The organism is Polaribacter pacificus (genome assembly GCF_038024035.1).
GTDB lineage: Bacteria > Bacteroidota > Bacteroidia > Flavobacteriales > Flavobacteriaceae > Polaribacter > Polaribacter pacificus.
The window spans coordinates 1,471,600-1,484,107 of sequence record NZ_CP150664.1; the positions used below are offsets into that span (position 1 = coordinate 1,471,600).

A 12,508-nucleotide genomic window follows, 5' to 3' on the forward strand; every position below is an offset into this window, starting at 1 on the left:
TATAAAAAAAGATAAAGTACCTATACAATGTCATATCCATTATCAGACAGAATAAACAGTTTGCCAGTTTCGGAAACTTTGGCAATGGCTGCAAAAGCAAGAGAATTAAAATTAGCTGGAAAAGATATCATTAGTTTAAGTTTGGGAGAGCCAGACTTTAATACGCCTGATTTTATCAAAGACGCTGCAATTGAAGCGATCAACCAAAATTACAGCTCATACACACCCGTTGATGGTTATTTAGAATTAAAAGAAGCCATCTGCACCAAGTTTAAACGAGATAACAACTTAGATTATAAGCCCAATCAAATTGTAGTTTCTACAGGAGCTAAACAATCTATTGCAAACATAGCACAAGTACTCTTAAACCCTGGAGACGAAGTCTTATTACCAGCTCCATATTGGGTTAGTTATTCTGCGATCGCTACCTTGTGTGAAGCTACTTTTAAAGAAATTCCTTCGACTATCGAAACGGATTTTAAAATTAGCCCAGCTCAATTAGAAGCTGCAATCACTCCAAAGACCAAAATGGTGTTTTTCAATTCTCCGAACAACCCAAGCGGAACTATGTACAGTGAGGCAGAATACAGAGCTTTGGCAGTAGTTTTAGAAAAATACCCGAATATTTTTATACTCTCTGATGAAATTTACGAGCATATTAACTATGGTGAAACTCCATTTAGTTTTGCTGCCATTGAGAGTATGTATGACAGAACCATTACGGTAAATGGGCTTGCAAAAGCATTTGCCATGACAGGTTGGAGAATCGGTTATCTTGGAGGCCCAGAGTGGATCGCTAAAGCCTGTACAAAGATGCAAGGTCAGATTACCTCCGGAACAAACAGCATTGCTCAAAGAGCAGCTATAACAGCTGTATTGGCCGACCCAAGTAGTGTAAAATATATGGTCGATGAATTTAAGGCTCGTAGAGATATGGTCTTAAACTTACTAAAAGAAATTGATGGCTTTAAACTAAACACCCCAGATGGAGCTTTTTATGTTTTTCCGGATGTTTCTGCATTTTTCGGCAAAACCATAAAAGGCAAAAAAATTGAAGACGCAAATGATTTCTCTATGTTTTTATTAGAAGAAGCCAATGTAGCAACAGTAACAGGTGCAGCCTTTGGCGCTCCAAACTGTATCCGTTTGTCTTACGCAGCTTCTAGAGAGCAATTAACAGAAGCGATAAAAAGAATTAAAGAAGCATTGGTGTAAGGATGTAAATCCGTTTTAAGTAAAAAGGAACACCCAACAGTAAAACCTCATTTGAATGCTGATATTTTCAGAATCAATGAGGTTTTTTGTTAGAAAAGAATTAGTAGTAGAGCAATGATAAAAATTGAAACTTTTAATACAGCTCCAACGGAACAACACAATTGATCGTGATTTCTAAATGCGCGTTCTTTTGACTTAAAAATTGACTTATTTCTTAAATGTCTAAAACTATAAGCGATATCTTCTTTATATGCTGAATTTAGCAATCCTCTACTAAATAAACTACTTGGTTTTGATGTTGTTATTTCCATGATTTCTTTTGTTTTGTGTATACTATATAGACGAGCAATACAAAAAGATGTTACATCAACCTCTTGGAATTCAAAAATTTATAATTGCATAAAAATATAGTGAACACCTAATAAATTCTAGGGGTTTCAATTAAAAAAACACAGCGAAAAAAACTTAAAAAAGATCCTTAAAAAGGCACTGAATTTGATTCATCATCAAAAATCAAGGCGCTATTTTTATTCTTTTTCTTTGGCTTTTTTAAATACAAAACTAGCTTGTCATAATCAATAATTGCCTTGCCTTTTTCTAAAACATCTGCCCCAATAATACCGTGAACTTCTTGCTCATCATGTTGGGTTAAAGCTGTATTAACATGCGTAAGATCAAACAAGACTAAATGACTTTCTTTTGTATGCCACCTACCAATTTGTAAGATATTGTTATCAGACTTTTGCGTTTCCATATCTGTGGCTCCTGCTCCTGCTGCTTTGGCTTCTGAATCTTCTGCAGTCAAAATAAAATGATCTATCAAATTAAGACCTACGCATGAGTTTGATGCGCCAGTATCCAAAATAAAACGCCCACTTACACCATTAATTTTAGCCTTTAACTCCAAATGATTGGTGATCATTTTTTTTAACTTAATGCGGATATATTTCTTTTTAGTCAATACTTTTTTAAGACTGGTCATTTAATGTATTTTTGTAATAGCTAAAATACAATGTTTTCATATAGCAATGAATTAAGGTTTTTAAAAGCAGCTAAATAAATTAGAAACAGAATGATTACAGATACACATACGCATTTATACTCAGAGCAATTTAAAGACGATCAAGCCCAAATGATGCAACGAGCAAAGGAAGCGGGTGTAACTCGTTTTTTTATTCCTGCAATAGACAGCAGTTATACAGAAGCAATGCTAGACTTGGAGAAAGCATATCCAAATGATGTGTATTTAATGATGGGCTTACATCCAACATCTGTAAAAGAAAATTATAAAGAAGAGCTGGCTGCCGTTAAAAATTGGATTGATCAACGTCCCTTTTATGCAATCGGTGAAATAGGGATTGATTTGTATTGGGATCGCAGCTTTTTAAAACAACAGCAAGAAGCCTTTAGAACTCAAATTCAATGGGCCAAAGAAAAAAAACTACCCATCGTAATTCATTGTCGAGATGCTTTTGATGAAATTTTTGAAATTTTAGAAACAGAAAAAGGACCTGATTTGTATGGCATTTTTCACTGTTTTACTGGAACCTTAGACCAAGCCCAAAAAGCGATTTCATACAATATGAAATTAGGAATTGGAGGTGTAGCAACCTTTAAAAATGGAAAAATTGATCAGTTTTTAGATCAAATAGAACTTCAACACATCGTTTTAGAGACAGATGCACCATATTTGGCTCCTACTCCTTATAGAGGAAAGCGAAATGAAAGTAGTTATATTACAAATGTAATTGATAAATTGGTTGACATCTATAAGGTTTCATTCAAAGAAATTGCCGAAATTACAACTCAAAATTCTAAAGAAATATTTGGTGCTTAAAGAAGCTGTTGCATATTATAAATCACCCATTGGTTTTGCTAAAATTACTGGTAGCACTCAAGGAATTGAATCAGTTAGCATTTTAGACGAAGCTGCTTCTACCTCAATAGAAAACAATACTGAGATTGCTCCCTATTTAAAACCTTGTATTACTCAACTTAACGAATACTTTGAAGGTACAAGAAAAACCTTCGATTTACAATTCAATTTAAAAGGCACCGATTTTCAAAAAAAAGTTTGGAAATCCTTACTAGAAATTCCATTTGGAAAAACGCGCAGTTATTTAGAACAGGCTAAAGTTTTAGGGGATGTAAAAGCCATTAGAGCTGTGGCTTCTGCCAACGGAAAAAACCCTCTTTGGATCTTGATTCCTTGTCATCGGGTCATCGGTACTGACGGATCATTAACTGGTTATGCTGGAGGTTTGTGGCGTAAAAAGTGGCTATTAGCTCATGAAAACCCCGTAAAACAAGGATCGCTCTTTTAAACTATTTTCATGTTTTTTGCGTTCGTACTTATATGATTAAAAAAGTGCTCTTAGGGTTCTGTCTGTTCTTGGGATTTATCGCCCAAGCACAAATCAATTCAAAAGAGTTTCGCAGTAAAAAAATTCAGCTAAAAAAAGACACCATATACTTAGAAAAAGAGGCTATCAATCCGCTGCGTTTTAAAATCTTAGACAGTAGCGGTGTACAAATACCTAAATCTGCCTACCAGATTGACTTTAGCAAAGCTCTACTAATTATAAGTGCAAAAAAGTACCCAATAATACAGCTTCGTTATTTTATATTCCCTGAATTTATTACAAAAACCTACCAATCGTATAATGACAGTGTTGTTGTACCCAACACAAATAACACACAAAAATTATATAGCTTAACGTCTAATAAAAACAAGACCAATCAACCTATTTTTGATGGACTGACTACAAATGGATCTATTAATAGAGGTCTGACTATCGGAAACAATCAAAACTCCGTAGTCAACTCATCCTTAGATTTGAATATTGAAGGCTATTTATCAAAAGAAGTGAAAATTAGGGCCAATATTTTTGACACAAACATCCCTCTACAAGACAATGGCTACTCACAAAATATTACCGATTTTGATCGGATTTTTATAGAGTTAACCCATAAAAACTGGCGTGTAAAAGCCGGTGATTTAGATCTCAAAAACACCGATAGTTATTTTTTAAAATTTTCAAAAAAAGTAAGTGGTCTTGAGCTTGAAGCCAAAAACGAAAACCTTAACGTTCTTGCTTCTGGCGCCATTGTTAGAGGTCGGTTTTCTGTTTTTAATTTTAATGGTCGCGAAGGAAATCAAGGGCCTTATAAAATTACAGGGCCAAATTCAGAATCATTTCTAATCATCGTTGGAGGTTCTGATGCTTTGTTTATGAATGGCCAACTTTTAACACGAGGTGAAGACAAAGATTATACAATAGACTACAATACAGCAGAAATTAGATTTAATACGAGTTTCCCTATTAATAGCGATATGCGTTTCCGTTTAGAGTTTCAATATTCAGAGAGAAATTACACCCGGTTTGTAAGCTATAACAAGGCCAAATACAGCACTGAAAACTGGTATATTCAAAGTTTCTTTTATAATGAAATCGATGCGAAAAATCAACCTCTACAGCAAGACCTTAGTGATGCACAGAAACTAATCTTGTCAGAAGCTGGAAATAATCCAGATAAAATGATCAGTGAAAGTGCCTATAGAGAAGCCTATTCTGACAGTAAAATTCTTTATAAAAAAACCCTAAACAGCACTAGCGAAATCTTTGAATACTCAGAAGATCCAACTGATGAATTGTATTATGTAAGTTTTAGTTTGGTAGGTAATTTACAAGGAGCATATAGACTAAGCAAAACAACTGCCTTGGGAAATATCTATGAATATGTTGGTTTAAATGCAGGAGATTATAGCCCAGTTATTCGGTTGATTGCACCGAGTAAATCTCAAATTTTTGCAATCAACACCGCCTATCACCCCAGTAAAAAAACACAGGTTTTTGCAGAATGGGCAATGAGTAACAACGATTTGAATCTGTTCTCTAGTATTGACAATCAGCAAAACAAAGGAGTCGCAAGCAAAATCGATTGGACCCAATTGCTCGTAGATTCTAATTGGCGCATCGCTTCAGAAGTAAGTTATGAGTTTGTACAACAAAACTTTAAAATGGAGCAGCGTTTTGAAACAGTAGAATTTCAGCGGGATTGGAACTTGTCCAATCCTATTGGCGATAAGCAGCAAATAGGCATTGGACTACAGTTTAAAAAAGCAAAAAACATTACAGTTGATTATGGTTTTCAACAATTGTCTTATGGCCAAGACTACAAAGGCTATAAACAACTTTTAAAAGCCAATAGTCTTATTAATAAAACTGCTCTTGCTTTGGATGCAAGCTATTTAAACAGCACAAGCTCTCTTGAAAAGAACTCATTTATTAGAACCAAAGCCAAACTAGAGCAATCGTTTACAAAAAAATGGATAGGAGCATTTGCTGATTTTGAAAGCAATCAAAAGAGAGATCTCCAAAACAATCAATTGCAAAAATTAAGTCATCGTTACAGTGCCTTTGACACCTATATTGGAGCTGGAGATAGTACCAAAGTGTATGTGAAATTTGGGGTAAACTACCGAGTAAACGACAGTGTTAGAAATGCTGAATTTGCTAAAATTAATACTAGGAGTACATTTTACCTGGAAAGCAAATTGATTGAAAACAGCAAGACAAATCTTGCAGTTTTTGCAAATTATATGAACAGTAAAAATAGCTTTGTAGCCAATGAAAAATCGTTGAATGCCAAAGTAGTATACAACCAAAAACTCTTTGGAAATTTTATCAATAGCGCTACAGTATACGAAACCTCATCAGGAAATGTACCTCGACAGGAATATATTTACGTTCAAACAGAACCTGGCTTAGGCTATTATACTTGGATAGATTACAATAACAATGGCATCAAAGAATTTAATGAGTTTGAAATTGCAATCTTTCAAGATCAGGCAAACTACCTTAGGATTGCCCTGCCAAATATCAATTATGTAAATACCCAAAGAGCCAAATGGTCTCAATCAATCCAATTAAATCCATCAGCTTGGTCAACTAAAAAAGGGCTTAGAAAAATTATTTCTCACTTTTACAATCAATCGGCTTTTCTCATAGACAATGAGCAAGAAAGAAGTGGTTCTCTTTTTAACCTCAACCCTTTTCACCTTGATGAAACCAAATTAATAGGACTTAATTTGAGTCTTAGAAATCAGTTTTACTTTAATAAAAACAACCAACACTATAGTTTTATCTATACCTATCAAGATTCTAAAATAAAGCAGTTTTACAGCATCGGAAATCAAGAAAGTAAGAATACCCTACATCAACTAGATTTTGAGCATATGCTTACTAAGTTTTGGTTATTAGAGCTAAAGACCAGCTTCCTAAAAGAAGAAGTGAATACTGAAAATTTTTCAAATCGAAATTACCTACTAAACAACAAAGAGTTTGGTCCGAAATTTACTTTTTTATACAATAAAAATCATCGCTTTTCTCTAAGCTATCTTTATAAGGATAAAAAAAATACAGTTCAAGATTTTGAAAAAATGGAACAGCAAAATATAGGAGCCTCTTATCTGTATAGCAGCAAAAAAAACAATCAATTAAGCGTTGATCTTAATTTGTATTCTAATAATTTTTCAGGGAACGCAAACAGTCCAGTCGCTTATCAAATGTTAGAAGGTCTTCAGGTGGGGAAAAACTATACTTGGAGCCTATTGTATCAACAAAAACTCAATTCATTTTTAAACTTAAACATTAATTATCTAGGAAGAAAAAGTGAAAGATCTTCTGTAATTCATACGGGATCAATTCAACTTAGAGCAGATTTTTAAGGCTTTTTTGACTTATTAACTCTAAAAATTGCTGTAAGTTTGTATGAAGTTGAATTAGAATATAAAAAACTATTGCATATTAATTAAGATTCTTATTATGAAAAAACTATTGTTAGCCGGAGCCATTCTTATTAGCTCATTTGCAAATGCACAAGATGAACTTAAATTGGATATTTTTGATGCACTTGCATTAAAAACTGTCGAAGTGTCTTATGAGCACTATTTGAATGAGCAATCATCTGTAGGAGTCTCTGCTCTATTTAATTTTGAAAAGCAAAGTGCCGATTTTAGATACAATGAAAAAAGAAGTCTTACACCGTATTTTCGTCATTATTTTACAACAGAATACAATTGGAATTTCTTTGGAGAAGCTTTTTTTAGTTTAAACTATGGCGAAAAAGATGTAATTGCTTATGGTGGTGGAGGTCCATTAACTGTAGATTATACCGATGGGGCACTAGGTGTTGCCGTTGGATTAAAATACACAACAGACAATGGTTTTGTAATTGACATCTATGGAGGAGCTGGAAGAAATTTATTTACAGAAGACTCTCCTGTAATTGTACCACGTACTGGAGTTAATTTGGGTTGGCGATTTTAATTTACCGAAAAAACCGTATCTTGCTGTTTAATAAGTCATTACAAACAACCAAATTTAATTAAATTTTAGCGTATGAAAAAAAATATGGGATCTACAGATAAAATGATCAGAGTCTTAATTGCTGCTTTGATCGCTGTTTTATATTATACAGAAATCATTAGTGGTACGGTAGCAATTGTATTGATGGTATTAGGGATTATTTTTTTACTGACAAGTTTGGTAAGTTTTTGTCCATTATACAAACCTTTTGGTTTTAATACCTGCGCTGTAAAAAAAGAAAAAGAATAACGTACTGTAAAGACCTGTCTATACACCACTTTAAATACTTTTATTTTATTAAAAAAGCCTCATCAAAATTGATGAGGCTTTTTTTAGTTGATTATATTTTTTGCAACCAAGTTTTCATATCGACTGCAGCTCTTATAAGCTCTTTAAGTTCTGAAATTGCAACTCTCTTTTGCTCCATGGTATCTCTATCTCTAACAGTAACACTGTGGTCTGTTAAGGTTTCGTGATCTACAGTAATACAAAATGGAGTTCCCGCTGCATCCTGTCTTCTATAACGTTTTCCAACCGCATCTTTTTCATCGTAAAATACATTGAAATCCCATTTTAGATCATCCATAATCTCACGGGCAATTTCTGGCAAACCATCTTTTTTAACCAATGGTAAGATAGCTGCTTTGTATGGTGCTAAAACTGCTGGCAATTTTAAAACTGTTCTGGTCGTGTTATTGTCTAACTCTTCTTCTTGCAAAGCTCTAGAAAATACAGCTAAAAACATTCTGTCCAAACCTATGGATGTTTCTACCACATAAGGAACATAGCTTTTATTTTCTTCGTGATCAAAATACTGAAGCTTCTTTCCAGAAAATTCTTCATGCGCTTTTAAATCAAAATCAGTTCTAGAGTGTATCCCCTCTAATTCTTTAAATCCAAATGGAAACTTAAACTCTATATCAGAAGCTGCATCTGCATAATGAGCCAATTTTTCATGATCGTGGAAACGATAGTTTTCTGCTCCCATACCCAAAGACAAATGCCATCTCATACGGGTTTCTTTCCATTTTTCGTACCATTCTTTTTGAGTTCCTGGTTTTACAAAAAACTGCATCTCCATCTGCTCAAACTCTCTCATTCTAAAAATAAATTGTCTAGCAACAATCTCATTTCTAAACGCTTTACCAGTTTGTGCAATCCCAAATGGAATTTTCATACGTCCTGTTTTTTGCACATTTAGAAAGTTCACAAAAATACCTTGAGCTGTTTCAGGTCTAAGATATACTTGCATAGAATTTTCTGCAGAAGCACCGATTTGTGTACCAAACATTAAATTAAATTGCTTGACATCAGTCCAGTTTTTAGATCCAGTTAATGGATCGGCAATTTCTAGCTCTTCTATCAAGGCCTTAACATCAGCAAGATCTTCATTTTCTAAAGATTTTGCCATTCTAGTTAAGATACTTTTAATTTTCTCGTGGTACCCAAGCACTCTTGGGTTGGTGCTTACAAACTCTTCTTTGTTAAAAGCTTCACCAAAACGCTTCTCAGCTTTGGCTACTTCTTTATCTATTTTTGCTTCTATTTTAGCACAGTAGTCTTCTACCAAGACATCTGCTCTATAGCGCTTTTTTGAATCTTTATTATCAATTAATGGATCATTAAATGCATCAACATGACCAGAGGCCTTCCAAGTGGTTGGGTGCATTAAAATAGAGGCGTCAATACCGACAATGTTTTCATGCATCTGCACCATTGCTTTCCACCAATATTCTCTAATATTTTTTTTAAGCTCAACTCCGTTTTGAGCATAATCATACACTGCGCTTAGACCGTCATAGATTTCACTTGACTGAAATACATATCCGTATTCTTTAGCGTGCGAGAGTACTTTTTTAAATTGATCTTCTTGTTTTGCCATAATGACTACAAAGATACATCAAACTAAAAAGTGAACAAGAAAAACTTAAGCTAGTTTTTTACATCGATACACAAAAGCAGGTGGAAAATTTAAAGCTTCAAAAGTTAGTGATATGTCTTTGTGAAACACCGCTTTTAATTTTTTAAAATAACTTAAACTGTATTGGTATTGAATAAAATCTCCATTGACAGCCAAGACTTTATATGAGTTCTCTAAGATTGCCTTTGTAACCTCGTTTGGAATAATGGTTAGTGGCAGGCTAGAAATAATATGACAGGCCTTAGAAATTTTTAACTTTTCTAACTCCTCACAAATATTTTCTGCCGAGGTATTTAAAAGCGTTAATTGCGGATGTGAAATTCGTTGCATTTGTTTGTGAAAATTTTCATTAATTTCAAAACAAATTAACTGGGTGTTGGGTTGAATGTTTTTTAAGATATACTTTGTGATGGCTCCATTTCCTGGTCCAAGCTCTACAATAACGTCTGCATTTTTAAAATCGATACTTTTTAACATCCTGGCTGCTAAGAATCGTGAACTCGGGATCAAGGTCCCAGAAGTCTTATAAGTTTTAACCGCCTCTTTTAAAAAATCAATTTTCGTATGCATAATCCTATTTTAATTTATGTATCTTAACTTCAAATTGTTAAGAAATATAGTATGAAAAAATCTCTAAAAGGGTTTTTCCAGTTGTTTTACCCTAATTTATGTGTTTGTTGTCAATTAGAACTATTTAACAACGAACAAATACTTTGTTCTACTTGTAGACATGATTTACCCATTATTTGTTACAAAGATTTTAAAAAAAATAAAATCACTAATGTTTTTGCTGGGAAAATTCCTTTAGAAATGGCTATCTCATTTTTATATTTTCACAAAGATGGCAAATCTCAACAATTAATACATCATTTAAAATATAAAGATCGTCAAGAAATTGGAAGTTTTATTGGAGAATGGTTTGGCTCACAACTAAAAGCTTCAAATCAATTAGATACAATTGATTGCATTGTGCCAGTTCCACTACATCCAAAAAAAAGAAAACAACGCGGCTACAACCAATTGACAAAATTTGGATTAGCACTAGAAAAACAACTAAATATCCCTTATACACCTGATATTTTAATAAGGACATCATCAAGAAAAACCCAAACGTTTAAAGAGCGTTTTGAACGTTTTGAAAACACCCATACCATTTTTAAATTAAAGAACACCACAAGCTTTAAAAACAAGCATGTTCTTTTAATAGATGATGTATTAACAACAGGAGCTACCTTAGAATCTTGTTGCAAGGCACTGTTAAAAAGTGAAAACATCAAAATTAGTATTGCAACCATTGCATTTACAGAATAATTAACGTCAAATCTTGATTGGTTCAGTTAAAATTTTTGTTATTTTGCATTTAAAATAGACATTCTTGAGACATACGGGTACGCTTTTGTTTGTAATTATTCTTCTTATTTTTTTAACAAGTAATTGTGCAAAAAAAGGAAGACCTAGTGGGGGTAAAAAAGACAGCATAGCCCCTATGATGGTTACTGCAAACCCACCTTATAAAACCTTAAATTTTAAAGAGAATAAAATTAAAATTTACTTCGATGAGTTTATTATTCTCAAAGATGTAAACAAGCAATTTATTGTTTCTCCTCCTTTAAAATACACACCAACTATAGAGCCTCAAGGAGCTGCAAGTAAATCTATTACTATTAAATTTAAAGACACCTTACAAGCAAACACCACCTACACGATTAATTTTGGGAACAGTATAGAAGACAATAATGAGAACAATCCTTTAAAGGGCTTTCACTATATTTTTTCTACAGGAAACTACATCGATTCATTATATACATCAGGATCTGTAAAAGATGCCTATGAGAGTACAACAAGTAAAAATATCAACATTTTGCTGTATAAAATTGACAGTAGCTATCAAGATTCTATCGTTTATCTTAAGAAACCCAACTACGTTACAAATACGCTAGATTCATCTCTTTTTAGGTTAAATAATTTAGAAAAAGGAAGCTATAAGTTAATTGCCATGAAGGATGCTGCCAACAATTACCTTTTTAACCCTAAAAGTGATAAAATTGGTTTTGTAGAGCAACCTCTTAGCTTGCCTAGAGACAGCGTACTACTTAAATCAATAGTACTCTTTAAAGAAATACCGCCTTTCCGACTTTTAAGCCCTAAAGAAGTGAGCAAAGGTCATTTGCTCTTTCCTTTTGAAGGCGAAGCAGAAGGCTTGTCTATAGAACCTCTATTGGCAGGTAATTCTGATTTTAAAAGTTTTTCAAGGTTTGAAACCGGTAAGGATTCTTTAAATTTTTGGTTTTCGAATTACAGCAGTGACTCAATTCAATTAAAAATTACTGCTAAAAAATTTAGCGACACACTTACACTTCCATTAAGAAAGAAAGTAATCGACTCATTAAAAATAAACTCAAATACTAGTAGAACACTTGAGTTAAAAGACACGTTAACCCTAACCAGCAACAACCCAATTGTAACTTTAGATCTTACTAAAATTAAGCTAAGCACACAAGATTCAGTTGCAGTTGAATTTACTCCTGTGTTGTCTAAAGACTCAAATAAACTTCAGTTTTTATTTGAAAAAACACCTACCAGTTCTTATCGTCTAGAGCTCTTACCAAAAGCATTGACAGATGTTTTTAACACTCACAATGACAGTCTTAGGTATCGCTTCTCTACTAAAGAAACCTCTGATTACGGAAGTATAGAACTTGCTGTTAAAGGAAGTAATTTTCCAGCAATAATCGAGCTATTGACAGAAAAGGGAAAACTTGTTCAAAGATATTTTGTTTCTAAACAAACAAATCTTAGTTTTGCACTTTTAAAGCCGGGAAAATATAAACTTAGAGCTATTATTGACAGCAACAACAACAAGCGTTGGGATACTGGAAACTATCTAAAAAAATTACAACCCGAAAAAATTATATACTCCCCCAAAATTTTTCCTATTAAGGAAAATTTCCAATTTTCTGAAACATTTATCCTCCAATGATTAAGAACAATTGATTTTTTT

At 33.3% G+C, this 12,508-nt stretch carries 12 protein-coding genes; 8 read left to right on the forward strand and 4 right to left on the reverse strand.

The genetic code is table 11. The features are described from left to right. The first annotated feature begins 27 nt into the window (after positions 1 to 27). The gene (locus WHC90_RS06620) at positions 28 to 1,215 is read left to right on the forward strand and encodes a pyridoxal phosphate-dependent aminotransferase (RefSeq protein ID WP_188597694.1); all 1,188 of its coding nucleotides are present in this window, start codon (positions 28 to 30) and stop codon (positions 1,213 to 1,215) included. A gap of 89 nt (positions 1,216 to 1,304) precedes the next feature. Here WHC90_RS06620 and WHC90_RS06625 read toward each other — a convergent pair whose 3' ends face one another. Beyond that, positions 1,305 to 1,526 (reverse strand): hypothetical protein, encoded by a 222-nt coding sequence (locus WHC90_RS06625; RefSeq protein WP_188597695.1) that lies wholly within the window; start codon positions 1,524 to 1,526, stop codon positions 1,305 to 1,307. 167 nt (positions 1,527 to 1,693) lie between these two features. Next, a complete protein-coding gene (locus WHC90_RS06630) occupies positions 1,694 to 2,197 on the reverse strand; it encodes a retropepsin-like aspartic protease (protein ID WP_188597696.1) in 504 nt (167 codons plus the stop codon). 90 nt (positions 2,198 to 2,287) lie between these two features. Between WHC90_RS06630 and WHC90_RS06635 the strand changes: the two genes are divergently transcribed. The 5 genes from WHC90_RS06635 to WHC90_RS06655 all read left to right on the forward strand — a co-directional run bounded on the left by WHC90_RS06635 (position 2,288) and on the right by WHC90_RS06655 (position 7,835). Continuing rightward, positions 2,288 to 3,052, forward strand: a complete 765-nt coding sequence (locus WHC90_RS06635) for a TatD family hydrolase (protein ID WP_188597697.1) — start codon at positions 2,288 to 2,290, stop codon at positions 3,050 to 3,052. Further along, complete coding sequence (locus tag WHC90_RS06640; RefSeq protein WP_188597698.1) at positions 3,045 to 3,539, forward strand: methylated-DNA--[protein]-cysteine S-methyltransferase; 495 nt, start codon at positions 3,045 to 3,047, stop codon at positions 3,537 to 3,539. The genes WHC90_RS06635 and WHC90_RS06640 overlap by 8 nt, the downstream gene beginning before the upstream one ends. A gap of 32 nt (positions 3,540 to 3,571) precedes the next feature. Then, positions 3,572 to 6,946, forward strand: coding sequence for a hypothetical protein (locus WHC90_RS06645; protein WP_188597699.1), 3,375 nt, complete (start codon positions 3,572 to 3,574; stop codon positions 6,944 to 6,946). 97 nt (positions 6,947 to 7,043) lie between these two features. After that, positions 7,044 to 7,547, forward strand: a complete 504-nt coding sequence (locus WHC90_RS06650; RefSeq protein ID WP_188597700.1) for a DUF3575 domain-containing protein — start codon at positions 7,044 to 7,046, stop codon at positions 7,545 to 7,547. Between the two features lie 72 nt (positions 7,548 to 7,619). After that, entirely contained in the window at positions 7,620 to 7,835 is a 216-nt protein-coding gene (locus tag WHC90_RS06655; RefSeq protein ID WP_188597701.1) for a YgaP family membrane protein, read from the forward strand. Between the two features lie 91 nt (positions 7,836 to 7,926). On the opposite strand, the gene WHC90_RS06660 is transcribed toward WHC90_RS06655, so the two are convergent. Both WHC90_RS06660 and WHC90_RS06665 read right to left on the reverse strand, forming a co-directional pair. Then, the gene (locus tag WHC90_RS06660; RefSeq protein ID WP_188597702.1) at positions 7,927 to 9,468 is read right to left on the reverse strand and encodes a glycine--tRNA ligase; all 1,542 of its coding nucleotides are present in this window, start codon (positions 9,466 to 9,468) and stop codon (positions 7,927 to 7,929) included. 45 nt (positions 9,469 to 9,513) lie between these two features. After that, a complete protein-coding gene (locus tag WHC90_RS06665) occupies positions 9,514 to 10,077 on the reverse strand; it encodes a class I SAM-dependent methyltransferase (RefSeq protein ID WP_188597703.1) in 564 nt (187 codons plus the stop codon). Between the two features lie 51 nt (positions 10,078 to 10,128). On the opposite strand from WHC90_RS06665, the gene WHC90_RS06670 reads away from it, so the two are divergent. After that, entirely contained in the window at positions 10,129 to 10,818 is a 690-nt protein-coding gene (locus tag WHC90_RS06670; protein WP_188597704.1) for a ComF family protein, read from the forward strand. 64 nt (positions 10,819 to 10,882) lie between these two features. Next, complete coding sequence (locus WHC90_RS06675; protein WP_188597705.1) at positions 10,883 to 12,487, forward strand: Ig-like domain-containing protein; 1,605 nt, start codon at positions 10,883 to 10,885, stop codon at positions 12,485 to 12,487. Positions 12,488 to 12,508 lie beyond the last annotated feature (21 nt).

Excerpts from the sequence above, each read along its gene's own strand:
- WHC90_RS06620 (WP_188597694.1), top strand. The coding sequence starts at position 28 with ATGTCATATCCATTATCAGACAGAATAAACAGTTTGCCAGTTTCGGAA.
- WHC90_RS06625 (WP_188597695.1), bottom strand. The coding sequence starts at position 1,526 with ATGGAAATAACAACATCAAAACCAAGTAGTTTATTTAGTAGAGGATTG.
- WHC90_RS06630 (WP_188597696.1), bottom strand. The coding sequence starts at position 2,197 with ATGACCAGTCTTAAAAAAGTATTGACTAAAAAGAAATATATCCGCATT.
- WHC90_RS06635 (WP_188597697.1), top strand. The coding sequence starts at position 2,288 with ATGATTACAGATACACATACGCATTTATACTCAGAGCAATTTAAAGAC.
- WHC90_RS06645 (WP_188597699.1), top strand. The coding sequence starts at position 3,572 with ATGATTAAAAAAGTGCTCTTAGGGTTCTGTCTGTTCTTGGGATTTATC.
- WHC90_RS06650 (WP_188597700.1), top strand. The coding sequence starts at position 7,044 with ATGAAAAAACTATTGTTAGCCGGAGCCATTCTTATTAGCTCATTTGCA.
- WHC90_RS06655 (WP_188597701.1), top strand. The coding sequence starts at position 7,620 with ATGAAAAAAAATATGGGATCTACAGATAAAATGATCAGAGTCTTAATT.
- WHC90_RS06660 (WP_188597702.1), bottom strand. The coding sequence starts at position 9,468 with ATGGCAAAACAAGAAGATCAATTTAAAAAAGTACTCTCGCACGCTAAA.
- WHC90_RS06665 (WP_188597703.1), bottom strand. The coding sequence starts at position 10,077 with ATGCATACGAAAATTGATTTTTTAAAAGAGGCGGTTAAAACTTATAAG.
- WHC90_RS06670 (WP_188597704.1), top strand. The coding sequence starts at position 10,129 with ATGAAAAAATCTCTAAAAGGGTTTTTCCAGTTGTTTTACCCTAATTTA.